Source organism: Citrobacter sp. Cs237 (assembly GCF_030332325.1).
GTDB classification, from domain to species: Bacteria; Pseudomonadota; Gammaproteobacteria; order Enterobacterales; family Enterobacteriaceae; genus Citrobacter_A; species Citrobacter_A sedlakii.
In genome coordinates this window covers 215,846-241,380 of sequence record NZ_JAOWIB010000093.1, presented here as the reverse complement: position 1 = coordinate 241,380, position 25,535 = coordinate 215,846, and the positions used below count along the sequence as shown (strand labels likewise).

30 protein-coding genes are annotated in these 25,535 nt (G+C 55.6%); 14 read left to right on the top strand and 16 right to left on the bottom strand.

The window, feature by feature from the left end; translation table 11 throughout:
* Positions 1–17 precede the first annotated feature (17 nt).
* The 11 genes from flgL to flgB form a co-directional block, all read right to left on the bottom strand.
* Positions 18–971, bottom strand: a complete 954-nt coding sequence (gene flgL / locus OGY07_RS05595; protein WP_042283746.1) for a flagellar hook-associated protein FlgL — start codon at positions 969–971, stop codon at positions 18–20.
* A 14-nt stretch (positions 972–985) separates the two neighbouring features.
* The gene (flgK, locus tag OGY07_RS05590; protein WP_042283749.1) at positions 986–2,626 is read right to left on the bottom strand and encodes a flagellar hook-associated protein FlgK; all 1,641 of its coding nucleotides are present in this window, start codon (positions 2,624–2,626) and stop codon (positions 986–988) included.
* A 65-nt stretch (positions 2,627–2,691) separates the two neighbouring features.
* A complete protein-coding gene (gene flgJ / locus OGY07_RS05585; protein ID WP_286599193.1) occupies positions 2,692–3,642 on the bottom strand; it encodes a flagellar assembly peptidoglycan hydrolase FlgJ in 951 nt (316 codons plus the stop codon).
* A complete protein-coding gene (locus OGY07_RS05580) occupies positions 3,642–4,739 on the bottom strand; it encodes a flagellar basal body P-ring protein FlgI (protein WP_042283752.1) in 1,098 nt (365 codons plus the stop codon). Before OGY07_RS05580 ends, flgJ begins: the two co-directional genes overlap by 1 nt.
* 12 nt (positions 4,740–4,751) lie before the next feature.
* A complete protein-coding gene (flgH, locus tag OGY07_RS05575; protein WP_042283754.1) occupies positions 4,752–5,450 on the bottom strand; it encodes a flagellar basal body L-ring protein FlgH in 699 nt (232 codons plus the stop codon).
* Between the two features lie 57 nt (positions 5,451–5,507).
* Positions 5,508–6,290 carry a flagellar basal-body rod protein FlgG gene (gene flgG, locus OGY07_RS05570; protein ID WP_042283756.1) on the bottom strand — a complete coding sequence of 261 codons (783 nt, stop codon included), beginning with the start codon at positions 6,288–6,290 and terminating at the stop codon, positions 5,508–5,510.
* A 13-nt stretch (positions 6,291–6,303) separates the two neighbouring features.
* Positions 6,304–7,059 carry a flagellar basal body rod protein FlgF gene (locus OGY07_RS05565; RefSeq protein ID WP_286599188.1) on the bottom strand — a complete coding sequence of 252 codons (756 nt, stop codon included), beginning with the start codon at positions 7,057–7,059 and terminating at the stop codon, positions 6,304–6,306.
* Between the two features lie 20 nt (positions 7,060–7,079).
* Complete coding sequence (flgE, locus tag OGY07_RS05560; RefSeq protein WP_181823047.1) at positions 7,080–8,354, bottom strand: flagellar hook protein FlgE; 1,275 nt, start codon at positions 8,352–8,354, stop codon at positions 7,080–7,082.
* 25 nt (positions 8,355–8,379) lie between these two features.
* Positions 8,380–9,078, bottom strand: coding sequence for a flagellar hook assembly protein FlgD (gene flgD / locus OGY07_RS05555; RefSeq protein WP_060571351.1), 699 nt, complete (start codon positions 9,076–9,078; stop codon positions 8,380–8,382).
* Between the two features lie 11 nt (positions 9,079–9,089).
* Positions 9,090–9,494, bottom strand: a complete 405-nt coding sequence (gene flgC, locus OGY07_RS05550; RefSeq protein ID WP_042283764.1) for a flagellar basal body rod protein FlgC — start codon at positions 9,492–9,494, stop codon at positions 9,090–9,092.
* Positions 9,495–9,497: 3 nt separating this feature from the next.
* Positions 9,498–9,914: a flagellar basal body rod protein FlgB gene (gene flgB, locus OGY07_RS05545; protein ID WP_042283766.1), complete on the bottom strand. Its 417-nt coding sequence runs from the start codon at positions 9,912–9,914 to the stop codon at positions 9,498–9,500.
* A 156-nt stretch (positions 9,915–10,070) separates the two neighbouring features.
* On the opposite strand from flgB, the gene flgA reads away from it, so the two are divergent.
* The 3 genes from flgA (at position 10,071) to flgN (ending at position 11,543) form a co-directional block, all read left to right on the top strand.
* Positions 10,071–10,730 carry a flagellar basal body P-ring formation chaperone FlgA gene (gene flgA / locus OGY07_RS05540; RefSeq protein WP_042283769.1) on the top strand — a complete coding sequence of 220 codons (660 nt, stop codon included), beginning with the start codon at positions 10,071–10,073 and terminating at the stop codon, positions 10,728–10,730.
* A gap of 92 nt (positions 10,731–10,822) precedes the next feature.
* Complete coding sequence (gene flgM / locus OGY07_RS05535; protein WP_042283772.1) at positions 10,823–11,116, top strand: flagellar biosynthesis anti-sigma factor FlgM; 294 nt, start codon at positions 10,823–10,825, stop codon at positions 11,114–11,116.
* 4 nt (positions 11,117–11,120) lie between these two features.
* Entirely contained in the window at positions 11,121–11,543 is a 423-nt protein-coding gene (flgN, locus tag OGY07_RS05530) for a flagella biosynthesis chaperone FlgN (protein ID WP_181823044.1), read from the top strand.
* 94 nt (positions 11,544–11,637) lie between these two features.
* Here flgN and murJ read toward each other — a convergent pair whose 3' ends face one another.
* The 4 genes from murJ to rimJ all read right to left on the bottom strand — a co-directional run bounded on the left by murJ (position 11,638) and on the right by rimJ (position 15,453).
* Complete coding sequence (murJ, locus tag OGY07_RS05525) at positions 11,638–13,173, bottom strand: murein biosynthesis integral membrane protein MurJ (protein ID WP_286599181.1); 1,536 nt, start codon at positions 13,171–13,173, stop codon at positions 11,638–11,640.
* Between the two features lie 109 nt (positions 13,174–13,282).
* Positions 13,283–14,206 (bottom strand): Gfo/Idh/MocA family protein, encoded by a 924-nt coding sequence (locus tag OGY07_RS05520; protein ID WP_200033415.1) that lies wholly within the window; start codon positions 14,204–14,206, stop codon positions 13,283–13,285.
* Position 14,207: 1 nt separating this feature from the next.
* Positions 14,208–14,858 (bottom strand): YceH family protein, encoded by a 651-nt coding sequence (locus OGY07_RS05515; protein WP_286599178.1) that lies wholly within the window; start codon positions 14,856–14,858, stop codon positions 14,208–14,210.
* Between the two features lie 10 nt (positions 14,859–14,868).
* Positions 14,869–15,453 (bottom strand): ribosomal protein S5-alanine N-acetyltransferase, encoded by a 585-nt coding sequence (gene rimJ / locus OGY07_RS05510; protein ID WP_042283783.1) that lies wholly within the window; start codon positions 15,451–15,453, stop codon positions 14,869–14,871.
* 260 nt (positions 15,454–15,713) lie between these two features.
* Between rimJ and mdtH the strand changes: the two genes are divergently transcribed.
* The 10 genes from mdtH to OGY07_RS05460 all read left to right on the top strand — a co-directional run bounded on the left by mdtH (position 15,714) and on the right by OGY07_RS05460 (position 23,167).
* Positions 15,714–16,922 (top strand): multidrug efflux MFS transporter MdtH, encoded by a 1,209-nt coding sequence (mdtH, locus tag OGY07_RS05505; protein WP_042283786.1) that lies wholly within the window; start codon positions 15,714–15,716, stop codon positions 16,920–16,922.
* Between the two features lie 63 nt (positions 16,923–16,985).
* Positions 16,986–17,633, top strand: a complete 648-nt coding sequence (grxB, locus tag OGY07_RS05500) for a glutaredoxin 2 (RefSeq protein WP_042283788.1) — start codon at positions 16,986–16,988, stop codon at positions 17,631–17,633.
* Positions 17,634–17,762: 129 nt separating this feature from the next.
* On the top strand, positions 17,763–18,323 hold the full coding sequence (locus OGY07_RS05495) for a lipoprotein (protein WP_042283790.1): 561 nt from the start codon (positions 17,763–17,765) through the stop codon (positions 18,321–18,323).
* A gap of 102 nt (positions 18,324–18,425) precedes the next feature.
* Positions 18,426–19,472 carry a dihydroorotase gene (gene pyrC, locus OGY07_RS05490; protein ID WP_042283792.1) on the top strand — a complete coding sequence of 349 codons (1,047 nt, stop codon included), beginning with the start codon at positions 18,426–18,428 and terminating at the stop codon, positions 19,470–19,472.
* Positions 19,473–19,547: 75 nt separating this feature from the next.
* Complete coding sequence (gene dinI, locus OGY07_RS05485) at positions 19,548–19,793, top strand: DNA damage-inducible protein I (RefSeq protein WP_042283794.1); 246 nt, start codon at positions 19,548–19,550, stop codon at positions 19,791–19,793.
* Positions 19,794–20,092: 299 nt separating this feature from the next.
* The gene (bssS, locus tag OGY07_RS05480) at positions 20,093–20,347 is read left to right on the top strand and encodes a biofilm formation regulator BssS (RefSeq protein ID WP_042284725.1); all 255 of its coding nucleotides are present in this window, start codon (positions 20,093–20,095) and stop codon (positions 20,345–20,347) included.
* Positions 20,348–20,477: 130 nt separating this feature from the next.
* Positions 20,478–21,599: an N-methyl-L-tryptophan oxidase gene (gene solA, locus OGY07_RS05475; RefSeq protein WP_286599173.1), complete on the top strand. Its 1,122-nt coding sequence runs from the start codon at positions 20,478–20,480 to the stop codon at positions 21,597–21,599.
* 49 nt (positions 21,600–21,648) lie between these two features.
* Positions 21,649–21,762 carry a YceO family protein gene (locus OGY07_RS05470; RefSeq protein ID WP_042284727.1) on the top strand — a complete coding sequence of 38 codons (114 nt, stop codon included), beginning with the start codon at positions 21,649–21,651 and terminating at the stop codon, positions 21,760–21,762.
* Between the two features lie 260 nt (positions 21,763–22,022).
* On the top strand, positions 22,023–22,595 hold the full coding sequence (locus tag OGY07_RS05465; protein WP_060571358.1) for a cytochrome b: 573 nt from the start codon (positions 22,023–22,025) through the stop codon (positions 22,593–22,595).
* Positions 22,592–23,167, top strand: a complete 576-nt coding sequence (locus OGY07_RS05460; RefSeq protein WP_042283797.1) for a YceI family protein — start codon at positions 22,592–22,594, stop codon at positions 23,165–23,167. The genes OGY07_RS05465 and OGY07_RS05460 overlap by 4 nt, the downstream gene beginning before the upstream one ends.
* Before the next feature lie 97 nt (positions 23,168–23,264).
* Here the strand turns inward: OGY07_RS05460 and trhO are convergent, their stop codons facing one another.
* Positions 23,265–24,317 (bottom strand): oxygen-dependent tRNA uridine(34) hydroxylase TrhO, encoded by a 1,053-nt coding sequence (gene trhO / locus OGY07_RS05455; RefSeq protein ID WP_286599169.1) that lies wholly within the window; start codon positions 24,315–24,317, stop codon positions 23,265–23,267.
* 225 nt (positions 24,318–24,542) lie between these two features.
* Between trhO and OGY07_RS05450 the strand changes: the two genes are divergently transcribed.
* Positions 24,543–25,463, top strand: a complete 921-nt coding sequence (locus tag OGY07_RS05450) for a Kdo(2)-lipid IV(A) acyltransferase (protein ID WP_286599166.1) — start codon at positions 24,543–24,545, stop codon at positions 25,461–25,463.
* Positions 25,464–25,535 lie beyond the last annotated feature (72 nt).

Genomic DNA, 25,535 nt, shown 5'->3' with positions numbered 1-25,535 from the left:
TGTTTCAAAACGTGCGGTTAACGGTTGAGCTGAAACAGCGACATTCCCTGCATGTCTGTAAAGGCTTTATACGAGGCCTGCAGCGCCGCCTGTTGCATAACGTACGAGGAGATCGCCTCGTTCCAGTCAACGTCGACCAGATTACTCATCTGCTGCTTTTGTCCCAGCGCGCGGTCGCTGCCTAACGTGTCGAGAGAACTGAGTTCGCTCAGTTGCGTACCCAGCTCCGCCCGTACGCTCAGCACATTGTTCAGTGAATTTTTCAGCCCGCGGTTGGTTTTATCAATCACCGCCTGAGCTTGCTCTTTCAACGCTTCATCGTCGCCTACCGCGGTATTGAGCGAGTCGATGGCTGAGTCCAGCATTCTGAACAGGTTCGTTTCGGATGGTTTACCGTCAGGCTCCGGTACCGCGTTGCTGGTAATGGAATTGAAGATGTCGCTGCCAATATGACCAATGACCATCGAGCGCGCCGAGTCCACCTGCTGCTTAATGCTTTCGGTACCGCCGTTATAGGTCCCGTCCGCCTGCGCGAACGGGGGCGTTTCGGTTTTATAGCCAGCAAAAATATAGCGACCATTGCCGTCGGTGCTGTTCGCCAGGTTCATCAGCTGATCGCGGATCCCCTGCAGATCGGTCGCCAGCGAGGCACGGTCGTCGTCGCTTAAGGTGCCGTTTCCCGCACTGACAATTTTCTCCTGTGCCGTCTGAATCGCCGTTGTCACCTGATTCAGCACGTTTTCTTCCAGCGAGACCTTCTGCGTGGCAAAAGTACGGGCCAGCGCGAACTGGCTGTTTTGCGCCTGCGCCTGTGAAAGCACCACGGCCTGGGATGCCGCGATAGGATCATCTGAAGGATTAATAACCCGCTTCCCCGACGACATCTGCTCACCGTATTTCATCCATTCGGCCTGAGCATTGGTGATACCACGCATGTTCTGCTGGTACATCATTTGGGTACTGATACGCATGAGTTCCTTCTCCCTTAGCGGATGTTCAACAGAGCATCAAACAATGAGTTCGCCGTTTGCAGCACCTGGGCATTGGCAAGATAGTACTGCTGAAAGCGCTGCAGGTTGCCATACTCTTCGTCAAGGTTGACCCCGGAGATCGATTGCTGTTGTCGGGTCAACTGCGTAACCACATCGTTCTGAGTGGTGCTGCTGGTTTTCAGCGTCGCAGTTTTACTGCCAACATCGCTCACCAGGGTGGCATAAGCGTCGTTAAACGATTTTGACCCGCCCACGGTGGTGCCGTCGTTTTGCAGATCTAACAGCGCCTGGCCGTTACGGTTATCGCTCGCCCCTGACGTGGCGTCTTGCGCCATGGCGATTTGCGATTCATTGGTCACCTTAACGCTCATATTCATTATGGCGTCGCCGACTGGCTTCAGCGTGAAACTGTCGTTAGCATTCGCCCCGGTTCCCACCGTCACTTCCAGACCGTCAAAGGTCAGTTTTCCATTGGTGGCGGTCGCTTCAAAGCGGGTATTATCGGCCAGGCGAGTGATTTGCCATTTTGCCCCGTCGTAGACCATTTTATAGTCGGTTGCCTGTACCGCTGAGGCATCGGTCACCGCTGCGCTCACGGCTGCGCTACCGGTATTCTTGTCGTTTTTCAGTACTGCCGGGCTGCCGATGGTAAAGAAATCCGTATTGGTATTGCCGTTGGCGTCATAGCCCTTGCGGTGCTGCTGGTTAAATGCGTCCGCAAACGCCAGCGCCAGCTGTCCCAGCGTGTTACGCGTCTTGTCGAGTTCTTCGGTACGGAAGCTGAGCAGTCCCCCCAGCGAACCTGTTGAAATCAGTTTTTCCGGAATTTCAATATTCCCGGCCTGCTCGTCAACATACGCCACGGTAATACGCGACGGATCGGCATGGGACGGAACCGCCGCCAGTTGACGCGCATTACTGCCCTGTACCAGCGAATAGCCGTTCGCCATTGTGATGTTATAGGTGCCGCCGTCCTGCACGCTGACTTCCACGCCAACCAGTTTATTCAGTTCGCTGACCAACTGGTCGCGCTGGTCCAGCAGATCGTTCGGCGATGCCCCGCCGCCCACGCCGGTCAGACGCGAAATCTGGTCGTTCAGACTGGCGATTTGCTTGCTGTAGTTATTGATCTGATCGACGCTGGAGGTAATCGAAATATTGATCTGTTTGTCCTGGTCGCGCAGGTACTGGTCGGTGGTCTTAAACTGATTCACCAGACCGTTCGCCTTGCCAATCAGCGTCTGGCGCGCCGCCGGATCTTCGGCGTTGCTCACCAGCGTTTGCAGACTGGTGAAAAAGTCCTGCATTGAGGTCGAAATGGAACTGGTTTTGCTCGCCAGCAGGTTATCGATTTTCGACATCTGCTCGTAACGGGTCGTCAGGCCACTGCTCTGGTTCTGCGCGGCGCGCAACTGATTAGTAATAAACGCATCGTATTCGCGCTGTACGCCGGACACATACACGCCGTTACCTACCCAGCCGCCAGCGCCCAGCGTGCTGTTGGCCTGCGCCATAATCGTGGTTTGTCGGGTATATCCCGCCACGTTATAACTGGAAATATTATTACTGGCAGTATTCAGCGCCGCCTGGGCTGCATTCAACCCGCTCATGGCGTTATTAATCAAGCTGGACATGGAGGTTCCTTTTAATCCTTCAGTTACAAACCATTATCGGCAGCAGGTCGCGGGACTTGAGCCATTTAGAAGAGATTGTCGAGATTTGCGCTGTAGGCGTTGCTTACCTTCTCGCTCATCGACTTCAGCTGTTGGATCATGGTGGTCAGTTTACGCGCGTAGTGGGGGTCGGTCGCATAACCGGCTTTCTGTAGCGCCTGAGCGCCCTGCTCGGCCGTGGCGGCCGTCGTAACGGCGGCATAGCGCGGATTGCGGGTGAGCAGACCGACATAATCCGACAGCGCCTCCAGATACGAACTGTAAACGCGAAACTTCGCCTTCACCTTTTTCGCTTCGCCATTCTCGTATTCGGTGGTGGTGATTTCTGTCACCGGCCCTTTCCAGCTGGCGGACGCCTTCACGCCAAACAGGTTGAAGCTCGGCTCGCCGTTCTCGCGGCGAATTTGCCGCTGCCCCCAGCCAGACTCCAGCGCCGCCTGCGCCAGAATCAGATGATGCGGCACGCCGCTCTGCTCGCTGGCCAGTCGCGCCGGCAGCGAAAGCTGCGCCAGAAAATCTTTGCTGTCGCCGGAGAGCGGTTCGTCGCTGCTGACCGGCGCTTTCGGCATTGCCTTGCTCACCAGTTGGGTCAAGGCCTGATGTTGATAGCGGGTCACCGTTTCCAGCGGGAATTTCATCGGTACCTGCGGCACCTCTTCCACCGGTTGCGCCTGCCCCTGGGTCATCTGTTTAACCATCATTTCCGCCAGACCCAGCCCTTTACCGGCAGTCATCTGTTGGGCGATCTGCTGGTCGTACATGCTGGTATACAAACGCGTCTGATCGCTGCTGAACAGGCCATCCTTCGGCAGCGTTTCACGCATGCTTTTCAGCATCATTTGTACAAACATCCCCTCCACCTGACGCGCCACCGGACGCATGTTCGCCGCCGGGTCCTGGCCCGCTTTGGCCTTCAGATCGTTCAGGGACTGCGCGTCCCAGGCGGCGCTGGCCAGCAGTTTGCTGTCGCTAATCATCAGATAATTTCCAGTTTGGCGCGCAGGCAGCCCGCGCTCTGCATCGACTGGAGGATCGACATCAGATCCATTGGCGTCGCGCCCAGCGCGTTGAGCGCCCGCACCACGTTGTTCAGGTTGGCGCTGGACCGCACGCTTTGCAGCGAGCCGCCGCTCTGGCGCAGGTCGATCTGCGTCTGTGGCGTCACCACCGTTTGCCCGCCGCCGAACGGTGTATCCGGCTGGCTGACGTTCGCCTGACGGTTAACCGTTACAGAGAGATTCCCCTGAGCCACGGCGCAGCTGTCGAGGGTCACTTCACGATTCATCACCACCGAGCCGGTACGTGAATTGATCACCACCTTCGCGTCCTGCGGGGTGACGTTGACTTCCATGTTCTGAATATCGGCGAGGAAGCGGACCTGCGAACTGCCGCCGCTCGGCACCCGCACCTGAATGGTTCGTGCATCCAGCGCGGTGGCGCTGCCAAAGCCACGGGCGCGGTTGATGGTGTCCGCGATCTGCTGGGCCATGGTGAAATCTTCATTATTAAGCTGCAGATTCAGGGTATTACCCGCTCCAAACTGGCTGGGCAGCTCGCGCTCGATAATCGCCCCGTTGGTGATGCGCCCGCCGTTAAGCTGGTTCACCTGCACGCTGCTGCCGCCCGCGGAGGCGCCCGCGCCGCCGACCAGAATGTTCCCTTGCGCCAGCGCATACACCTGGCTGTCGACCCCTTTTAAGGGGGTCATCAGTAGCGTGCCGCCCCGCAGACTTTTGGCGTTACCCAGCGAAGACACCACCACGTCGATGGTTTGCCCCTGACGACCAAACGCCGGGAAGGTGGCGGTCACCATAACTGCCGCCACGTTTTTCAGTTGCATATTGGTGCCGGTTGGCACCGTGATGCCGAGCTGGGAAAGCATGTTGTTCAGCGTTTGGGTGGTAAACGGCGTCTGGGTGGTCTGGTCGCCGGTACCGTCCAGCCCTACCACCAGCCCGTAGCCAATGAGCGAGTTTTCACGTACGCCCTGTACGCTGGTGAGATCGCGAATACGATCGGCATGGGCCAGCGTGGCGGCGAGAACCAGGACCAGTCCAACTACAGATTTAAACATGGAAGACCTCGCTTACATCGGGGACAGGTTAAGGAAGAAACGCTGGAGCCAGCCCATATTTTGCGCTTCGTTGATATAGCCGTTTCCGACATATTCGATACGGGCATCCGCCACCTGGGTTGACGGAACGGAGTTACTGCCGCTAATGGTGCGTGGATTAACCACGCCGGAGAAGCGGATGAATTCAGTCCCCTGATTGATGGCGATCTGTTTTTCACCCACAACATGTAAATTACCGTTGACCAGCACCTGATCGACGGTCACGGTCAGCGTGCCGCTGAAGGTATTGCTGGCGTTTGCCCCCCCTTTACCGTTAAAGGTGTTACCGCCGGACGCTTCTACGTCGGCACGGGCATTGCCAAACAGTCCTTGCAGATAACGCGGCACGGTATCAAAACCAAAGTTGGTTTTGCCGTCGCGGCTGGCGTTCGCCGACGAGCTTTTACTGGCGCTGACGTTTTCCTGCAATACGATGGTCAGCGTGTCGCCAATATTGCGCGGGCGACGGTCTTCAAACAGTGGCTGATAGCCATAGTTGATGGGCTGCGCGGACTGAAAAATCGAACCATTCGCCACCGGCGTCGGTCCCGGAACAGGCTGGGCCGAGGTCGCGCCCTGTACCAGCGGCGTGGAAGGGATCCAGGCGCATCCTGACAGCGAAACCACCAGCAGGGCCATGATCGGGTAAGCGTGCGCAGCGTTTTTTTGCATTGCCTTTATCTTCTGAAACCGGGTGCCGGGGAGGCTTTCGCCTCACCGGGCATCACCTTAGAGTTGCGTCAGTTTTTGCAGCATCTGATCGGTCGTTGAGACCGCTTTGCTGTTGATTTCGTAAGCGCGCTGAACCTGGATCATGTTGACCAGTTCTTCCGCGACGTTAACGTTTGAGGTTTCGACATAGCCCTGATACAGCAAGCCCGCGCCGTTCAGCCCCGGCGTGCTCTCATTCGGCGCGCCGGAAGACTGGGTTTCGGTGTACAGGTTTTCGCCGATACTCTCCAGGCCGGTGTCATTCATAAAGGTGGTCAGGTTGAGCTGCCCCACCTGCACCGGGGCTGCCTGTCCCTGCTGGGTCACGCTGACAACGCCGTCGCGGCCAATAGTAATGCTCAGCGCGTTCGCCGGAATGGTGATCGCAGGTTGTACCTGGAAGCCGCCCGCCGTCACCAGTTGACCATTCTGGTCAACCTGGAACGAACCGTCGCGGGTGTACGCCGACGTGCCGTCCGGCAGCATTACCTGAAAGAAGCCCTGACCTTTAATCGCCACATCTTTACTGTTGTTAGTCTGCGACAGGTTGCCCTGGCTGTGCAGGCGTTCGGTCGCGACAGGTCGTACGCCGGTACCGATTTGCAGGCCCGAAGGCAGGGTAGTCTGCTCGGAAGACTGTGCGCCAGGCTGGCGAATCGTCTGGTAGAGCAGATCTTCAAATACCGCGCGCTGGCGTTTAAAACCATTCGTGCTGACGTTTGCCAGGTTGTTGGCAATCACATCCATATTGGTTTGCTGCGCGTCCAGGCCGGTTTTGGCGATCCATAATGAACTGATCATAAAATGTCCTGTATTAACTCATCGACAGCAGTTGGTTAGCGCGCCCGGCGTTGTCATCCACGCTGGTGATAACCTTCATCTGCATTTCAAAACGTCTGGCGTTGGCGATCATGTCGCTCATCGCGGCCACCGCATTGACGTTACTGCCTTCCAGTACCCCTGACATGACGCGGATCGTCGGGTCAGCCTGCAATATCGGACCACGGGCGGCCTGAGTCGCGGCGGTCAGACGGAACATTCCGTCGTCGCCGCGCTGTACTTCATTCCCTTCAGCCTTTACCAGCTTCAGACGTCCTACCGGGGCCACCGTGTTCGCCGGATCGCCCGGATTCAGCGCCGAGATAGTGCCGTCGGCGGCAATGGTTATCTCCGACCCTTCAGGCACCGCTATCGGCCCGGCTTCGCCAATCACCGGATGCCCCTGAATGGTCAACTGACCGGTGGGGCCCACCTGAATATTGCCGTTGCGGGTATACCCTTCGCCGCCGTCGGCGGTTTGCACCGCCAGCCAGCCGTCCTGCTGCAGCGCCACGTCCAGCGGACGCGAGGTGTAGTCCATCTGGCCCGGCGTCATGTTCGCCCCCGGCGTGGAGGCCGTTACCAGCGTCCGGGTGGGCAGCGACAGCCCTTCAACCGGAACCGCTCGCAGTGCGGTAAGCTGGGCGCGGAAGCCCGGCGTCGAGGCATTTGCCAGGTTGCTGGCCGTTACCGCCTGCTGATTCAGGGTCTGGCTCGCTGCCCCCATTGCGGTATAGATTGCGTGATCCATTAAGCTATCCCGTCAGGCGCTTAGCGCAGGTTAACCAGCGTATTGAGGATCTGATCCTGGGTTTTGATGGTCTGCGCGTTCGACTGATAGTTACGTTGCGCGACGATCATGTTCACCAGTTCTTTACTGAGATCCACGTTCGAGGACTCCAGCGCGCCGTTGGTCAGTTTGCCGAAGTTACCCGTGCCCGCCGTACCCAGCAGCTCGACGCCGGATGCCTGGGTCGCCGCCCAAACGTTATCGCCCTGTGACGACAGCCCTTCGTTGTTGGCGAAGTTCGCCAGCACGATCTGCCCCAGCACCTGCTTTTGCTCGTTGGAGTAGTTGCCCACCACGGTACCGTCGTCGTTAATCTGGTAGCTGACCAGGTCCCCCGGCTTGTAGCCGTTCTGGGTGGTGGCAATGACGTTGTTCGCACCGGTGTTCTGCTGCATGGAGTTCTGCAGGCTTAAGGTGAATTCCGCCGGTTCCGCGCCGTTAACCGTGCCGGAGGTGATCCGGAAGGTTGGCGTGGCATTCGGCGTGCCGCTCAGCACCCAGTCCTGGGCCGGTACGCCAGCGTCTGGGGTATATTCTTCTACGTTATCCAGTGCGCCGTTCTCGTCGAACTTCATCTGGGCGGCTTTCACCAGCGGCGAGTTGGCTACGCTGGAATCCTGAGTCCAGACGTCCCAGGTGTTATCGCCGGTTTTCACGTAAAACACGTTAATGTCGTGCTGGTTGCCCTGGCTGTCGAATACGGTCAGCGGAGCGCGCTTGTTATAGCTGTCAGCATCGGTCGGTGAAAACGGCTTGTTAGCGGGCACTTTATCTGACGAGTTAAGGTTAATCTGCATCGCCGCGGTATCGGTACTTTTCGCGCCCATCAGCGTGTTCGGGATAGTAATCGGCCCCGGGTTCGCCCCTTGCTGAATGGTCGGCGGCGTGCCGGCTGCCGGGTAACCTGTCAGTTGCATCCCCTGCATATTCACCAGATTACGGTTTTCGTCCAGTTTGAACTGGCCGTTGCGGCTGTAGAAAACGGCGCCGTTGCTGTCCACCAGACGGAAAAAACCGTTCTGGCTGATGGCGACATCAAGGCCGCGTCCGGTATTGGTGGTGGTGCCGTCGGTAAAGTCCTGGGTGATACCCGCCACTTTTACCCCCAGCCCGACTTTGGAACCGGCGAACATATCCGCAAACGAGGCGGTACCCGATTTAAAACCGTACGTGGCGGAGTTAGCGATGTTGTTACCAATGACATCGAGGTTGGTGGCTGCGGCATTCAGACCGCTAACCGCTTGTGAAAAGGCCATGTTGACTCCTGATAAGTGAGAAGGCTTAAATGATCTGCCGTACTTCGTCGAGGGTGGTGGTTCCGTAAGTGCCGAGATCGAGCGTATTGCCGCCGTTACTGCGGATCACCCCTTGCACCAGCGCAAACTGCAACGGCTGCGCCACCAGTTGCGTCGCGCCGTTGCTGGCGTTGATCGCCACGTTATACGAACCGTTTGGCGCCGTGGTGCCGTCGGTCAGTGTGCCGTCCCAGGTAAAGGTATGAACGCCCGCTTTCAGCGCGCCGATCTCAATAGTGCGCACCACTTTGCCGTCTTTATCGGTGATCGTGGCGGTGACTTTATCGGCGGGCTGCTGTAGCTCAACGCCAAACGGCGTGGTCGTGGTGGTCGCGCCCTCTTCCGTTCCCTTGCCCGCCAGAATCGTGGTGCCGGGGATCATCACCCCGTGACCAATCAGCGCGCTGGCCTGCAGCGACTGGCTGTTATCGATTTGGCCCGAAATAGCGCCCAGCGTGGTGTTAAGCTTTTCGATACCGCTGACGGTACTGATCTGCGCAAGCTGAGTGGTCAGCTCGTTGTTCTGCATCGGATTGGTGGGATCCTGGTTTTTCAGTTGCGCCACCAACAGCGTCAGAAAGCTGCTTTGCAGATCGGAAGCGTTGCTGCCGGTCAGCGAGCTGCCGCTACCGGTACTCTTCACACCGGTGTTAGTCGGATCGTTAACGTTTACCGCGATAGACATTGCCGTCTCCTTTACTGGCCAAGTGTCAGCGTTTTAAGCATCATGCTTTTAACGGTGTTGAGAACTTCTACGTTTGCCTGATAGCTGCGGGAGGCGGACATGGTGTTGACCATTTCGCCCACCACATCCACGTTCGGCATTTTCACGTAGCCATTGGCGTCCGCCAGAGGATTACCCGGCTCATAGACCAGCTTGTCCGGCGCCTGGCTTTCAATCACGTTGGACACCTTCACGCCGCCCGTCGGCGCACCGGGCGCCGCATCCACCTGAAAAACCACCTGCTTCGCGCGATACGGCTGACCGTCCGGTCCCGTCACGCTGTCGGCGTTCGCCAGATTACTGGCCGCCACGTTGAGGCGCTGGGATTGCGCCGTTAAGGCCGAACCGGCGATATCAAAAATATTCAGCAGCGCCACGGATTAGTTCCCTCCCTGTAGCACGTTCATCATGCCTTTAATCTGTCCGCTCAATGCGGTCAGGCTCATCTGGTATTTCAGGCTGTTATCTGCAAACTGCGTGCGCTCGCGGTCCATATCAACGGTATTGCCATCCAGCGACGGCTGGTCGGGAACGCGGTAAAGCAATTCCGTAGACGGTGACGAGAAGGTCTGGGCGGGAATGTGCTGCGCAGAGGTCAATGCCAGGGAAATGCCGCTGGTTTCCGGCCTTCCCCGCACCATGACTTTTTTTAACTCACTGGCAAAATCCATATCGCGCGCCTGGTAACCCGGCGTGTCCGCGTTCGCGATATTGGCAGCCAGTACCTCCTGCCGCTGCGCGCGCAGATTCAGCGCTTCCTGTTGAAAACGTAAAGCGGCATCGAGCTTATCGAGCATATCTCCCCCGCGGATGACAAAATTCAGCCGACAGCTTAAATCCCATTACGCGCGCGTTATCGCCGGAATAAACGCAAAATGCGTCGCTATTTATTGCGTTGATGGTTGCGTCACACGGGTAGAATCCTGTCATTGCTGAAACAGCGGGAGATGACAATGCAAACGTTAAAGCGTGGAATAGCCCTGGCGGCGCTGTTGTTCAGTCCCCTGACGCTGGCGCAGGATTTAAACGCCCAGTTGACTGACTGGTTTACCCAGCGGCTGGCCGGGTTTAGCGATGAGGTGGTTGTGACACTTCGTACCGCGCCGAATCTGTTGCCACGTTGTGAATCCCCCGCCTTTAGCGTAACCGGCAGCGCGAAGCTATGGGGAAACGTTAACGTGCTCACGCGCTGCGCCAACGAAAAGCGTTATTTGCAAGTCAATGTGCAGGCGACGGGAAACTATGTGGTCGCCGCGGGGCCCGTTGCGCGTGGCGGCAAGCTCGGACCTGCCAGCGTCACGTTAAAGCGTGGACGGTTGGATCAGTTGCCTCCGCGCACCGTGCTGGATATCAATCAGATTCAGGACGCGGTCAGCCTGCGCGATCTCGCGCCTGGACAACCGATTCAGCTTACGATGCTGCGCCAGGCCTGGCGAATCAAGGCCGGTCAGCGCGTGCTGGTGGTTGCCAGCGGCGAGGGATTTAGCGTTAATGCCGAAGGGCAGGCGCTGAACAACGCTGCGGTAGCCCAGAATGCGCGCGTGAGGATGTTATCGGGTCAGGTCGTCAGCGGTACCGTTGGTCCTGATGGGAATATTCTTATTAATCTGTAATCAGTTAAAGATTTTGTGGCGGCTGCCGATAGTGAAGAAACATTTGATGATAGCTGGCCGCGACAGCGTAGCCCCTCGATGAGGATGATAAAATGAGCATTGACCGTACCTCACCATTGAAACCCGTTAGCACCGTGCAACCGCGTGAAACCAGCGATACGCCGGTACAAAAGACCCGTCAGGAAAAAACCTCGACGGCAAACAGCACCAGCGTGACGTTAAGCGATGCTCAGGCCAAACTGATGCAGCCCGGCGCCAGCGATATCAACATGGAGCGCGTTGAAGCGTTAAAAACGGCGATTCGCAACGGCGAGCTGAAAATGGACACTGGCAATATTGCCGACGCGCTGATCCGCGAGGCGCAGAGCTATCTCCAGAGTAAATAAACGTATGACTCGTCTGGCAGAAATACTTGACCACATGACGGCGGTACTCAATGACCTGAAAAGGGTAATGGATGCCGAACAACAACAGCTTTCCGTCGGCCATATTAACGGTAGCCAGCTGCAGCGGATTACAGAAGAAAAAAGTTCTCTGCTGGCGACCCTTGACTACCTTGAACAGCAGCGACGCATTGAGCAGAATGCCGGGCATGGCGGCGATGATGATATCAGCGCGCGCTGGCAGGCGATTACCGAAAAAACACAGCATCTGCGCGACCTGAACCAGCATAACGGCTGGCTGCTGGAGGATCAGATTGTTCGCAACCGACAGGCGCTCGACGTGCTGAAACCGTATCAGGAACCGACGCTTTACGGCGCGAACGGTCAAACTGCCTCAGCCCACCGCGGTGGGAAAAAATTCTCTATTTAGCGTTGCCCGATGTCGCCCGACGTTTCAGGCATTCGCAATGACGATCGGCACAGGCCGGAAAAGGCGGAACGCCGCCCTCCGGCAATGACAACCATTACGCCGTCCGGCGCGCAAACTCTTTCACTTTAAAGCCCAGCACCGCCAGCGCGGCAAAGTAAGCGGCAGCGCCAGCCACCACCACCGCCATCAGGCGTAGCAGACGCCACGGCATCGTGCCCTGGGACCATTCCGGCATGATGTGCAGCATTCCCACCAGCACAGCGGACATCACCAGCACCGCAATGACCAGACGCGAGAAAAAGCCCAGCCAGCCCGGCTGCGGCGTAAAAATGTCCTGCTTGCGTAACTGCCAGTACAGCAGGGAAGCATTGAGGCAGGCGGCAAGACCGATCGAAAGAGACAGCCCCGCGTGCTTCAGCGGGCCAATAAACGCCAGGTTCATCAACTGGGTCATGATCAACGTCACAATCGCGATTTTAACCGGCGTTTTGATGTCCTGACGAGAATAGAAGCCCGGCGCCAGCACTTTTACCACGATTAATCCCATCAGCCCCACCGAATAGGCTATCAACGCTTTTTGCGTCATCAGCGCGTCAAAGGCGGTAAATTTACCGTACTGAAACAGCGAGACGGTCAGCGGCCCGGAGAGGATCCCCAGGGCCACCGCGCTTGGCAGCGCCAGCAGAAAGCACAGACGCAGCCCCCAGTCCATCAGGCGGCAATACTCGTCATGATTGCCGCTGGCAAAACTTTTCGACAGCGACGGCAGCAGGATGGTCCCCAGCGCCACGCCCAGTACGCCGGACGGAAACTCCATAAGACGATCCGCGTAGTACATCCACGATACCGATCCCGACGTCAGAAAAGAGGCGAAAATAGTGTTGATAATCAGTGAAATTTGGCTGACCGACACCCCCAGGATCGCCGGCCCCATTTGTTTGACTACCCGCATCGCCCCCGCATCGCGGAAATTAATGCGCGGCAGTACCAGCATGCCGATTTTCTTCAGGTGAGGCAGTTGGTACACCAGTTGCAGCACCCCGCCTGCAGTCACCGCCCACGCCAGCGCCAGTACCGGTGGGTTAAAATAAGGCGCCGCGAACAGTGCGAAGCCGATCATGCTGATGTTCAGAAAGGTCGGCGCAAACGCCGGGATCGAGAAGCGGTTCCAGGTATTGAGGATCGCCCCCACCAGCGAGGCCAGTGAAATCAGCAAAATATAGGGAAAGGTGATCTGCAGCAGTTTGGTGGTCAGCGCGAATTTATCGGCAGTATCGGCAAAGCCAGGCGCGGTCACCATGATCACCCACGGCGCGGCCAGCATCCCGAGGATTGTCACCACCGCCAGTGCCAGCGTCAGCAGTCCCGACACATACGAGACAAATACCTGGGTCGCATCTTCGCCCTGCTTACTTTTGTATTCCGCCAGAATCGGCACAAAAGCCTGAGAAAATGCGCCTTCGGCAAAAATGCGGCGTAACAGATTAGGTAATTTGAATGCCACAAAAAAGGCGTCGGTCGCCATACCTGCGCCAAAGATTCTGGCGACAATCGCATCACGCGCAAAGCCAAGCACGCGCGAAAACATGGTCATTGAGCTGACGGCCGCCAGCGATTTCAATAAGTTCATTTCTTGTTATTCCACACCCTACGGCAAAACGCCTGCAGTGCAGGCGTTGGAAGAGGCGCTTAGTCTACCGTGATTATGCTGAATTACTACCGGCAGTTGTGACAGATGATTATTCGCTCATCGCCTCGCGCCAGAGCTTTTCCACTACCCGCTGGGCCAGGATCGCCTGCTCGCCAGCGGTTTCCGGAACCGTCTGATTCTGCACGCATTCGATAAAATGACGCGCACAACCGGCGAAACCGCGCTGTTCAAGGATGCTCTGCCAGCCGGGAATCGGTTTATGCACCACCCCCTGCCCGCGCTCCTCGCGCCATTCGCGCATATCGGTAACATCAATCAGGCCGCCGTCGGTCACCGCCTGCACCCATTCCCGCTGGCTTCCCGCCCGACGGTGCATACTGGTGGTGATGTGGAGTCGGCTGGTGGCGAAATGGTGTTCCGCATACAGCATTTCGCCTGCGTCGTTGGTTTGCAGACTCCCGCTGCTGAGCGCGGCAGTCCCGCCCGCCAGCCACAGCGCGGTGTCGACAACGTGCAGATAATCATCGAGCAGGGTGAACCGCAGGTCGTGTGGTCCCACGCTGTCGGTACGGTGTTTATCCATGCGCAGCGAAGCGGCGTTGCCGAGCTCCGCTTTCAGTTCGCGGTACAGCGGTGCAAAGCGGCGGTTAAAGCCAACCATCAACGTGAGCTTTTTCTCCGCCGCCAGCGCCACCAGTCGCTCAGCATCACGCAGATTCTCAGCCAGCGGCTTGTCGACACAAACATGCACCCCCGCATTCAGCAATTCACTGACGACCGCATAATGGCTTGCGGTGCTTGAGTGGACGAAAACCGCGTCGCAGTCGCTTGCCAGGCTGGTCAGCGAGCCCGCGTAAGGGATGCGCCAGCTTGCACAGATTTTCTCTGCTTTTTCGCGCGATGGCGACCACGCAGCCTGGAGCGTCCAGTCTGCGGATGCGCCTAAAACCGGCAACCAGGCTTTTTGCGCGATACCGCCCAATCCAACCACCCCGATGCGTAATTTTTTCACGTTACTCCCCCAGGTGCGCCAACAGTGACTCGAGTCGTTGCCTGAGCTCCGCAACCTCACCTTCCAGCGCCTCTACCCGCGCCAGCAGATCGCCTGACGCCGCGGAGACGCCCGCGTCGCTTGCCAATGCCAGTTCATCCACTTCGCCGCAAAACAAATGCATGAAACGGCTTTCGCGCTTACCCGGTTCACGCGCCAGACGAACAACGTAAGGGCCATCCTCGCGCGTCGCCAGTTGTTCCAGCGTGGCGTCAACTTCAGCCATGTCGCTAAACTCATACATCCGCGAGGCGCGGCTACGCAATTCCCCTGGCGTTTGCGCCCCGCGCAGCAGCAATGTCGTGACCAGCGCCACTTCCGCCGGGCTCAGCTTCAGGTTTCCGAATTCGGAATTACAGAAGCGCTGTTCATATTTGGTGACGCGATTGCCAAAACCGCTTACTGTGCGCAGGAAGTGACGTTTAACCAGATTATCAAGCTGTTCCTGCACCTCGTGTTCCGACAGGTTCATCACCGGTTCGCGGTTGGTCTTCTGGTTACAGGCGGTGACCACGCCGTTCACGGAAAGTGGATACTGTTCTGGTGTCGTGACCTGTTTTTCCAGCAGGCAGCCAATCACGCGGGCTTCCGTGGCGGTTAATTCGTATTTCATTATTTTCTCCTCACCGTCCGGGGGTCCATTCCGTTGTCGTTAACGCCGTCAGCACGTGGTCGCGCCACTGCCCGTCAATCAACAGATAATCTTTGGCGTAACCCTCTTTCTCAAAGCCGAGTCGCGCCAGTAAATCACCGCTGCGTTTATTGTGCGGCATGTAGTTTGCCATAATGCGATGAATATGTTGCGTGCGCTGCATATAGCGAATAGCGGCGCTGAGCGCTTCAAACATCAGCCCTTGTCCCTGCCATTTTTGCGCAATCGAATAGCCCAGATAACAGGCATGAAATGAACCGCGGACCACGTTTGAAAAGTTTGCCACGCCGATGATCTCTTTTTCTTCCGGGTCAAGCAGCGCAAAGTAAAAGGCCGAGCCCTGCTTATGAAATTCGCTAATCATACTCAGCCGTGCCTGCCATCCGGAAGGATAGCAGTGGCTTTCATCGCGAATCGGTTCCCAGGGCTTTAAAAAATGACGATTTTCCGCGTAATAGTCCGCCAGACGCCAGGCATCACGCTCATGCACTAAACGCACGACCAGACGGTCAGTGGTTAAGCGCACTTTTGGCACGTTACTGCGATAGCCAAACATAGATATTTCAACTCCTTCCCGAATCGTCATGACACCCTGATTCACTTACTATACCTGTGCAAAACCGCCCTGTGAAAAGCACGATTTGCCATTATTTGAATTATTCCTGCATTTTGATAAAAACTCTCTATCAAGACGGACTTTTGATAAAAAAATATTGTCCCGGTCAGGGGTGGGCAAAAAGAGAGCAAAGCCGCAAAATAGGATCCTCTTCGCTCTGTCTACTCGGAATATTGAGAGTATTTTCCCGGGAGGGGAAAATGTCGCGCACCTCGCAGGCCAGGAACCTGGGTAAATATTTCCTGCTCATCGATAACATGCTGGTCGTGTTAGGCTTTTTCGTCGTGTTCCCGCTGATCTCCATTCGCTTTGTTGACCAAATGGGCTGGGCCGCCGTCATGGTCGGGATTGCCCTGGGTCTGCGTCAGTTCATTCAGCAGGGACTGGGCATTTTTGGCGGCGCGATTGCCGACCGTTTTGGCGCCAAGCCCATGATCGTCACCGGTATGCTGATGCGCGCCGCCGGGTTCGCCACTATGGGAATCGCCCATGAACCCTGGCTGCTGTGGTTTTCCTGCTTTCTCTCCGGTCTCGGCGGGACACTTTTCGATCCGCCCCGCTCTGCGTTGGTGGTTAAACTGATCCGCCCGCAGCAACGCGGTCGTTTTTTTTCACTGCTGATGATGCAGGACAGCGCAGGCGCGGTAATTGGCGCGCTGTTAGGTAGCTGGCTGTTACAGTATGATTTTCGTCTGGTGTGCGCGGTAGGCGCGGTGCTGTTTGTTTTATGCGCGGGCTTTAATGCCTGGCTGCTGCCCGCGTGGAAGCTGTCGACTGTGCGTATTCCGGTGCGTGAAGGGATGCGCCGCGTACTTAATGACAAGCGCTTTGTCACCTATGTGCTCACACTGGCGGGCTATTATATGCTGGCGGTTCAGGTCATGCTCATGCTGCCGATAATGGTCAATGACATTGCCGGTTCACCGGCAGCGGTAAAATGGATGTACGCCATTGAAGCCTGCCTGTCGCTGACGTTGCTCTACCCCATCGCCCGCTGGAGCGAAAAACGTTTTCGTCTTGAGCACCGGTTGATGGCCGGGCTGCTGCTGATGTCACTCAGCATGCTGCCTGTCGGCCTGGTGAGCGATTTACAGCAGTTGTTCACCCTGATTTGCACCTTTTACATTGGTTCGATAATCGCTGAACCGGCGCGGGAAACGCTGAGCGCGTCGCTGGCGGATGCCCGGGCGCGCGGCAGTTACATGGGCTTTAGCCGTCTTGGTTTAGCCATTGGCGGCGCGATAGGCTATATCGGCGGCGGCTGGCTATTTGATATGGGAAAATTGCTCCAGCAGCCGGAGCTGCCGTGGATGATGCTCGGCATTATTGGCGGTATCACCTTCCTCGCGTTAGGCTGGCAGTTCAGCCATAAACGCACACCGCGAGGTATGCTCGAACCGGGCGCCTGATTTGATACCTGCTCGCGTCTCCTCCATACTGACAAAGAACCGACAGTAAAATGGAGGAGAAACGTGAAGCTTTATATTTACGATCACTGCCCTTTCTGCGTCAAAGCCCGCATGATTTTCGGCCTCAAAAACATTCCCGTCGAACTGAACGTCCTGGCCAACGATGACGATGCCACGCCGACCCGTATGGTTGGTCAGAAAATGGTGCCGATTCTGCAAAAAGACGACAGCCGCTATATGGCGGAAAGCATGGACATTGTGCATTACGTCGACAACATTGATGGCAAGCCGCTGCTGACCGGCAAGAAGGTTCCGGCTATTGACGAATGGCTGCGTAAAGTGAACAGCTACGCTAACCATCTGCTCCTGCCGCGCTTTGCTAAATCAGCCTTTGACGAATTTTCCACGCCATCAGCCCGTCAGTACTTTACGCAAAAGAAAGAGGCAATGATCGGCAGTTTTGCCGACCATCTGGCTCACTCTGCAGGGCTGACGAAAAAAATCAGCGACGACCTCCGGGCGCTGGATAAGCTGATCGTTCAGCCCAACGCCGTCAACGGCGAACTGTCCGAAGACGATATTCAGCTTTTTCCCCTGCTGCGCAACCTGACGCTGGTGGCAGGCGTGAACTGGCCGACGCGTGTGGCGGACTATCGCGACAATATGGCAAAACAGACACAGGTCAATCTGTTATCATCCATGGCGATATAACCTTCGCTGGCGGCGGCATCGTTTCGCATGTCGCCGCTATTTTCAGTTTTTTCTACTGGCGCGGTTTGTGCCGGTAACACATGCTGCTCAGGTCAGGATTTTGACAATGGCAACATGTCGAGGAACCTCATGAAGACGATTTTTTTTGCCGCTGCGCTGATGGTTGGCGGCCTGCTGGTCGGCTGTAACCAGCTCACGCAGTACACGGTAAGCGAACAGGAAATTAATCAGGCACTTGAAAAACATAACAATTTTTCTAAAGATATTGGCTTACCTGGCGTCGCCGACGCCCATATCGTGCTGAATAATCTGGCGAGCCAGATCGGTCGCGAAGAACCGAATAAAGTCACCCTCACCGGCGATGCGAACCTGGACATGAATTCGCTGTTTGGCAGTCAGAAAGCGACCATCAAGTTGAAACTGAAAGCGCTACCGGTATTCAACAAGGATAAAGGCGCCATCTTCCTGCAGGAGATGGAAGTGGTGGATGCTACCGTCACGCCGGAGAAAATGCAGAGCGTCATGCAAACGTTGATGCCCTATCTGAATCAGTCGCTGCGCAACTATTTTAATCAGCAGCCGGCTTACGTACTGCGTGAAGACGCCAGCAAAGGCGAGGCGATGGCGAAGAAATATGCCAAAGGCATTGAGGTGAAACCGGGCGAAATCATTATCCCGTTCACGGACTAAACGACAAGGGCGCTCCGGCGCCTTTTTTTACGTGCAAACGAAAACGTTTCCGCTTATCCTTTGTGTCCGGCAAAAATGACATTCCCCAGCCGGAGCATATTGATGACAGCACCCTCCCAGGTTTTAAAAATCCGCCGCCCAGACGACTGGCACCTTCACCTTCGCGATGGCGACATGTTGAAAACGGTCGTGCCGTACACCAGTGAAATTTATGCTCGCGCCATTGTGATGCCGAATCTCGCGCCACCGGTCACCACGGTGGATGCGGCTATCGCCTACCGTCAGCGCATTCTTGATGCGGTGCCTGCCGGGCATTCATTTACCCCGCTGATGACCTGCTATTTAACGGACACACTGGATCCGGATGAGCTGGAACGCGGCTTCCGCGAAGGGGTGTTCACCGCGGCAAAACTGTATCCGGCAAATGCCACCACCAACTCCAGCCACGGGGTGACCTCCGTCGACGCCATTATGCCGGTGCTGGAACGGATGGAAAAACTCGGTATGCCGCTGCTGGTCCACGGTGAAGTCACCCACGCGGATATTGATATTTTCGACCGCGAAGCGCGTTTTATCGAGACCGTCATGGAACCGCTGCGGCAGCGGCTTCCCGCGCTGAAGGTAGTCTTTGAACATATTACCACCAAAGATGCCGCCGACTATGTCCGCGAGGGCAACGAACTGCTGGCGGCGACAATTACACCCCAACATCTGATGTTCAACCGCAATCATATGCTGGTGGGTGGGATTCGCCCTCACCTGTACTGCCTGCCCATCCTGAAACGTAACGTTCATCAGCAGGCGCTGCGTGAACTGGTTGCCAGCGGCTTTGCGCGCGCATTCCTTGGAACCGACTCCGCTCCCCACGCACGGCACCGCAAAGAGTCGAGCTGCGGCTGCGCAGGCTGCTTTAACGCGCCGACGGCGCTGGCGAGCTATGCCACTGTCTTTGAAGAGATGAACGCGTTAGCGCATTTTGAGGCATTTTGTTCACTGAACGGACCGCGCTTTTACGGGCTGCCGGTTAACGACACTTTTGTTGAACTGGTACGCGAAGAACGGCTAGTGCCGGAAAGCATCCATGTTGCGGATGACACGCTGGTGCCGTTCCTCGGGGGTGAAACAGTACGCTGGTCCGTTAAAGCATAAAATAATCAGCGCCGCCTGTTGTCAGCGGGTTATTTTAACTGTATAAATAACCAGTATATTCAACAGGGGGCCATTATGCGTATTGAAGTCACTATTGCAAAAACTTCTCCGTTGCCAGCAGGCGCTATCGACGCGCTGGCTGGCGAACTCTCCCGCCGTATCACCCATCATTTTCCCGATAACGACGGAAACGTCACCGTGCGTTATGCCGCCGCGAATAATTTGTCCGTGATTGGCGCGACAAAAGAAGATAAACAACGTATCAGCGAAATCCTCCAGGAAACCTGGGAGAGCGCGGACGACTGGTTTATTACCGACTAAAAAAGCTGTGCTGTTGTGTGTTTGCCGGGTCGCCCCGGCTTTTTTACCACGCTATCTTTCCTGAATCGATAAACGGTTATAATTTCACCTATACTCAAAATAATTGGACAACTTACTTAAAATTAATGAACAAGATGGTGATTAATTCCCCACAATATTCCTAAAAAGGAGAAATTTATCCTTTTCTCCCTTTAAATTTACCGTGAATACCCTTATTTATTGATATACTGAAGTTGCTTCAGATAAAAACGCATTGAACCTCGAAAACCGTTGTCTTGTAACACGAATTAGGGGGCATGATGGAAAAGAATAATGAAGTCATTCAGACTCATCCGCTTGTGGGATGGGACATCAGCACCGTGGATAGCTATGATGCGCTGATGCTGCGTTTGCACTACCAGACCCCAAATCGCCCTGAAACGGACGGAACGGAAATAGGCCAAACGCTCTGGTTAACCACCGATGTTGCCAGACAATTCATTTCGATCTTAGAAGCGGGTATCGCCAAAATAGAATCTGGCGATTACCAGGAAAATGAGTACCGTCGTCATTAACGAGACGGTGATGACCACTCACAAAAGGCACCTTCATGGTGCCTTTGCCGTTTCTGGTTTGTATCACATGGGTTGTATAACGGCGTTCACTTAATTACCCTGCCCCTATCGCGACAGCAGAGAGAACCCCATGAATTACGATTTAATCATCATTGGCAGCGGCTCCGTCGGTGCGGCCGCCGGTTATTATGCCACTCGCGCCGGGCTAAACGTGCTGATGACGGATGCCCATATGCCGCCGCATCAGCAAGGCAGCCACCACGGCGACACGCGACTGATCCGACACGCTTACGGCGAAGGCGAGAAGTACGTGCCGCTGGTGCTGCGTGCCCAGGCGCTTTGGGATGCGCTTTCCACCCATAGCGACGAGCCGATCTTTGTCCGTTCCGGCGTCATTAATCTTGGCCCGGTCGATTCCCCATTTTTAGCAAACGTCGCCCACAGTGCGAAACAGTGGCAACTTAACGTCGAGCATATGGACGCTGCCGCTGTCATGGCGCGCTGGCCCGAAATCCGCGTTCCGGATGACTATATTGGTCTGTTTGAAGCAGACTCCGGATTTGTCCGTAGCGAGCTGGCTATCGCCACCTGGATACGCCTGGCGAAAGAAGCTGGCTGCGCACAGCTGTTCAACTGCCCGGTCACGGCAATCCGTCATGACGAAGACGGCGGCGTCACGGTTGAAACAGCCGACGGCGAGTACCACGCGAAAAAAGCGCTGGTCAGCACTGGCACCTGGGTGCGCTCGCTGCTCCCCGAACTGCCGATCCAACCGGTGCGCAAAGTCTTCGCCTGGTACCAGGCTGACGGACGCTACAGCGGCAAAAACAACTTTCCGGCGTTTACCGGGGAACTGCCGAACGGCGACCAGTATTACGGTTTCCCGGCAGAAAACGACGCGCTGAAGATCGGCAAGCACAACGGTGGTCAGCGTATCCAGTCAGAAGATGAGCGTACACCGTTTGCCAGCGTCGCCAGCGATGGCGCAGAGGCGTTTCCGTTTCTGCGTAACGTGCTGCCCGGCATTGGTTGTTGTTTGCATGGCGCCGCCTGTACTTATGACAACTCGCCGGATGAAGACTTCATCATCGACACCCTGCCTGGTCACGACAACACGCTGATTGTCACCGGTCTTAGCGGACATGGTTTTAAATTTGCCCCGGTCCTCGGTGAGATCGCCGCCGATTTCGCGCAGGATAAACCATCCGGTTTTGACCTTACGCCATTCCGGCTGTCTCGCTTTACGGCATAATTCCCCCATGGCCTCACCCTGAGGCCATTTTTATGTGGTGAACAACATTATGCGTCGTCTGATTCATTACCTTGCTAACAATATTCGCGAACACCTGGTGCTCTACGTTATTTTGTGGTCGCTACTGCTCGTTCTGGATATTATTTATATCCTGTTCTTCTAAGCGCTATGCTTGACAATTTTTGACAAAAGCTGAAGTAAAGCGGATTCTCATTGGGATTTTTTGAACGATATCCTTCCTCTCCTGACGCAGCTCTGCGGTTATAAAAAAGCATTCTGCGCGAATTCCTTGATTGATTCTTAAAAGTTAAATCAAAAATATTGATTGAATTTAAAATAACGCCAGGGTTGTTATTTTTTAGTTGCAATAATGTCTATTCCACGCCATTTTCATTCAATCCCGAAATATTAAATGGTGTGTTTATGCAGTTATCAAATACTCCTCAACGTTATGGTTATCTCTCCGTTGCGCTGCACTGGCTCACCGCCGTGGTGGTCTACGGGATGTTTGGCCTTGGATTGTGGATGGTGTCGCTCAGTTATTACGATAGCTGGTATCACCAGGGGCCGGAACTGCACAAAAGTATCGGCATTTTGCTGATGTTCGGTCTGCTGGTGCGCGTCGTGTGGCGTGTTATCTCGCCGCCGCCTGCCGCGCTGAAAAGCTATTCTACTCTCACCCGTATTGGCGCAACGCTGGGTCATATCACGCTGTATCTGCTGCTGTTTGCCATTGTCATCAGCGGTTATTTGATCTCAACCGCTGACGGCAAGCCAATCAGCGTATTCGGCTGGTTTGAGATTCCGGCGACCTTCGCCGACGCAGGCGTCCAGGCTGACCTCGCCGGTAGCGTACATCTCTGGCTGGCCTGGACGGTTGTCATTCTTTCCGTTCTGCATGGCCTGATGGCCTTCAAACACCACTTTATCGATAAAGACGACACCCTGAAACGCATGTTGGGGAAATCGTCATCTGACTATGGAGCTCAAAAATGAAAAAAAGCCTGCTGGGTTTAACCCTCGCCTCTTTGCTGTTTACTACCGGTTCCGCCGTGGCGGCCGACTATAAGATTGACAAAGAAGGACAACATGCCTTTGTTAATTTCCGTATTCAGCATTTAGGCTACAGCTGGTTGTACGGGACGTTTAAAGACTTTGACGGCACCTTTACCTTCGATGAGAAGGATCCTACTGCGGATAAAGTCAATGTCACCATTAACACCAATAGCGTTGATACCAACCACGCCGAGCGTGATAAGCACCTGCGCAGCGCTGATTTCCTGAACGTGGCGAAGTTCCCGCAGGCCACCTTTACCTCCACCAGCGTGAAGAAAGACGGCGATGAACTGGATATCACCGGTAATCTGACCTTAAACGGCGTTACCAAACCCGTCACCCTGGAAGCGAAGCTGATTGGTCAGGGGGATGACCCGTGGGGGGGAAAACGCGCAGGTTTTGAAGCGGAAGGCAAAATTAAGCTGAAAGACTTCAATATTACTAAGGACTTGGGTCCGGCATCACAGGAGGTAGATTTGATTATCTCCGTGGAAGGCGTGCAGCAAAAATAAACCTGGCGAGAAGCCCGATGGGGTTACGCTTGTCGGGCCTGAAAAATGGCAATCCAGGGTTGGCCGGATGAGGCGTTCCATCGCCATCCGGCCAGGGTCATTCGGCAGGGTCTGGAATACCGAGAGCGGTATTCAAACGGCCACGAGACTTATTGAAAATCTTATTGCCATTTTCGCGCCCCGCGCGGCGGCGACGTTGTTCGTCTTCCGGCAATGCGCTCTCTTCACAGCACAGCTCGCTGCAGCACCCCTTAAACTTCTCTGCGCAATCCGGGCACTGAATGAACAACAGATGACAACCGTCGTTTTTGCAGTTGGTGTGGCTGTCGCACGGCGCGCCGCACTGGTGACAGTGCGCAATTACCTCATCGGAAATACGCTCACCCATACGCTCGTCAAACACGAAGTTTTTACCGATAAAGCGCACCGGTAACCCCTGTTCGCGGGCTTTACGCGCATATTCGATAATACCGCCTTCAATGTGCCACACCTTATTAAAGCCATTATGCTTCATCCAGGCGCTGGCCTTTTCACAGCGAATCCCACCGGTGCAGTACATCACAATCTTTTTATCTTTGTGCCCCTGCATCATCTCAACCGCTTTTGGCAACTGCTCGCGGAACGTGTCAGCCGGGATTTCCAGTGCGTTCTCAAAGTGGCCCACTTCGTACTCATAGTGATTACGCATGTCGATAAACACAGCGTCCGGATCGTCAAGCATGGCGTTCACCTCGGCGGCCTTGAGGTAGTCCCCGACGTTGCTGGCGTCAAAGTCCGGATCCTCAATGCCATCAGCCACAATGCGGTCACGCACTTTCATGCGCAGAACCCAAAAGGATTTGCCGTCATCATCCAGTGCGATGTTCAGACGCAGCCCCTCCAGCGCGGGATCGAAGGCGTACAACTGCTGGCGGAAGCGCTCAACCTGACTTTGCGGCACGCTGATCTGGGCATTGATCCCCTCGTGCGCCAGATAGACGCGACCAAAAACGTTCAACGACGTTAAGGTTTGATACAGCGCATCACGGGTGGCCAGGGGGTTTTCAACGGTAAAATATTTATAGAATGAGATCGTCGTGCGGGGTTCAGTTTCCGCCAGCATCCTGGCTCTGAGCACATCATTGGAAATGCGGTTGTGTAACACTGGCATGGTGTACGGTTCCTGCAATAGGTGAAAAACAAAATCGGGCGGCATCATATAGCAATCGCTGCCAATTTACATCCACACATTTTGCGCTACATTTCATGCTTCACGCTAAAAAAATCACAACATTTGTTCTTTTTGTCACCACTCTCAGGGCGCAAATTTTTGCTGGACGCGAAAAAGTGCGACAATACAGATAATTGCCCGTTTTACGTTCACAACAGGAATAAGATGACGAATTTACCTAAGTTCTCCGCAGCATTACTGCATCCACGGTACTGGTTAACCTGGCTCGGTATTGGCGCACTTTGGTTGGTCGTGCAGTTGCCCTACCCGCTGATCTATCGTACAGGACACGCGATGGGACGTCTGGCGCTTCGCCTGATGAAGCGCCGTGCGAAAATTGCGTATCGCAATCTTGAGCTCTGCTTTCCGCAGATGAGCGAGCAGGAACGCCACGAGATGGTGGTCAAAAACTTTGAATCAGTCGGCATGGGTGTGATGGAAACCGGCATGGCGTGGTTCTGGCCCGATCACCGCGTATCACGCTGGACGGAAGTGATCGGTATGGAACATATTCGCGACGTTCAGGCACAGCAACGTGGCATTCTGCTGGTGGGGCTGCACTTTCTGACGCTGGAGCTGGGCGCGCGGCAGTTTGGTCTACAGGAGCCAGGAATTGGCGTTTACCGACCAAACGATAATCCGCTGATTGACTGGCTGCAAACCTGGGGCAGGATGCGCTCCAATAAATCTATGCTCGATCGCAAAGATCTGAAAGGCATGATCAAAGCGCTGAAGAAAGGGGAAGTGGTCTGGTACGCCCCGGATCACGACTACGGCCCGCGGGCCAGCGTATTTGTGCCGCTGTTCGCCGTCGACCAGGCCGCCACCACTTCGGGCACCTGGATGCTTTCGCGCATGTCCAACGCCTGCCTGGTGCCGTTTGTGCCGCGACGGAAACCTGACGGTAAAGGGTATCAGCTTATCATGCTGCCGCCGGAATGCTCGCCGCCGCTGGATGATGCGGAAACCACCGCCGCCTGGATGAACAAAATTGTGGAAAAGTGCATCATGATGGCGCCTGAACAATATATGTGGCTGCATCGCCGCTTTAAAACGCGCCCTGAAGGTGTCCCTTCCCGTTATTGAGTGTTCTTTCCGCAGCCCGCTATGGGCTGCCTTTCCCCCTCTTTTAGCTTTAAAAGCGCCACACATTGCAGG

What these genes read in the sequence shown, in the direction of transcription:
- flgB (WP_042283766.1), bottom strand. Translation starts at nt 9,914, where the DNA reads ATGCTCGATAAGCTCGATGCCGCTTTACGTTTTCAACAGGAAGCGCTG.
- OGY07_RS05460 (WP_042283797.1), top strand. Translation starts at nt 22,592, where the DNA reads ATGAAAAAAAGCCTGCTGGGTTTAACCCTCGCCTCTTTGCTGTTTACT.
- flgJ (WP_286599193.1), bottom strand. Translation starts at nt 3,642, where the DNA reads ATGATTAGCGACAGCAAACTGCTGGCCAGCGCCGCCTGGGACGCGCAG.
- murJ (WP_286599181.1), bottom strand. Translation starts at nt 13,173, where the DNA reads ATGAACTTATTGAAATCGCTGGCGGCCGTCAGCTCAATGACCATGTTT.
- trhO (WP_286599169.1), bottom strand. Translation starts at nt 24,317, where the DNA reads ATGCCAGTGTTACACAACCGCATTTCCAATGATGTGCTCAGAGCCAGG.
- flgL (WP_042283746.1), bottom strand. Translation starts at nt 971, where the DNA reads ATGCGTATCAGTACCCAAATGATGTACCAGCAGAACATGCGTGGTATC.
- flgE (WP_181823047.1), bottom strand. Translation starts at nt 8,354, where the DNA reads ATGGCCTTTTCACAAGCGGTTAGCGGTCTGAATGCCGCAGCCACCAAC.
- OGY07_RS05495 (WP_042283790.1), top strand. Translation starts at nt 17,763, where the DNA reads ATGAAGACGATTTTTTTTGCCGCTGCGCTGATGGTTGGCGGCCTGCTG.
- flgK (WP_042283749.1), bottom strand. Translation starts at nt 2,626, where the DNA reads ATGTCCAGCTTGATTAATAACGCCATGAGCGGGTTGAATGCAGCCCAG.
- flgG (WP_042283756.1), bottom strand. Translation starts at nt 6,290, where the DNA reads ATGATCAGTTCATTATGGATCGCCAAAACCGGCCTGGACGCGCAGCAA.
- pyrC (WP_042283792.1), top strand. Translation starts at nt 18,426, where the DNA reads ATGACAGCACCCTCCCAGGTTTTAAAAATCCGCCGCCCAGACGACTGG.
- solA (WP_286599173.1), top strand. Translation starts at nt 20,478, where the DNA reads ATGAATTACGATTTAATCATCATTGGCAGCGGCTCCGTCGGTGCGGCC.
- OGY07_RS05565 (WP_286599188.1), bottom strand. Translation starts at nt 7,059, where the DNA reads ATGGATCACGCAATCTATACCGCAATGGGGGCAGCGAGCCAGACCCTG.
- OGY07_RS05465 (WP_060571358.1), top strand. Translation starts at nt 22,023, where the DNA reads ATGCAGTTATCAAATACTCCTCAACGTTATGGTTATCTCTCCGTTGCG.
- flgD (WP_060571351.1), bottom strand. Translation starts at nt 9,078, where the DNA reads ATGTCTATCGCGGTAAACGTTAACGATCCGACTAACACCGGTGTGAAG.
- flgA (WP_042283769.1), top strand. Translation starts at nt 10,071, where the DNA reads ATGCAAACGTTAAAGCGTGGAATAGCCCTGGCGGCGCTGTTGTTCAGT.
- flgH (WP_042283754.1), bottom strand. Translation starts at nt 5,450, where the DNA reads ATGCAAAAAAACGCTGCGCACGCTTACCCGATCATGGCCCTGCTGGTG.
- OGY07_RS05580 (WP_042283752.1), bottom strand. Translation starts at nt 4,739, where the DNA reads ATGTTTAAATCTGTAGTTGGACTGGTCCTGGTTCTCGCCGCCACGCTG.
- bssS (WP_042284725.1), top strand. Translation starts at nt 20,093, where the DNA reads ATGGAAAAGAATAATGAAGTCATTCAGACTCATCCGCTTGTGGGATGG.
- rimJ (WP_042283783.1), bottom strand. Translation starts at nt 15,453, where the DNA reads ATGTTTGGCTATCGCAGTAACGTGCCAAAAGTGCGCTTAACCACTGAC.
- dinI (WP_042283794.1), top strand. Translation starts at nt 19,548, where the DNA reads ATGCGTATTGAAGTCACTATTGCAAAAACTTCTCCGTTGCCAGCAGGC.
- OGY07_RS05515 (WP_286599178.1), bottom strand. Translation starts at nt 14,858, where the DNA reads ATGAAATACGAATTAACCGCCACGGAAGCCCGCGTGATTGGCTGCCTG.
- mdtH (WP_042283786.1), top strand. Translation starts at nt 15,714, where the DNA reads ATGTCGCGCACCTCGCAGGCCAGGAACCTGGGTAAATATTTCCTGCTC.
- OGY07_RS05470 (WP_042284727.1), top strand. Translation starts at nt 21,649, where the DNA reads ATGCGTCGTCTGATTCATTACCTTGCTAACAATATTCGCGAACACCTG.
- flgN (WP_181823044.1), top strand. Translation starts at nt 11,121, where the DNA reads ATGACTCGTCTGGCAGAAATACTTGACCACATGACGGCGGTACTCAAT.
- OGY07_RS05450 (WP_286599166.1), top strand. Translation starts at nt 24,543, where the DNA reads ATGACGAATTTACCTAAGTTCTCCGCAGCATTACTGCATCCACGGTAC.
- flgM (WP_042283772.1), top strand. Translation starts at nt 10,823, where the DNA reads ATGAGCATTGACCGTACCTCACCATTGAAACCCGTTAGCACCGTGCAA.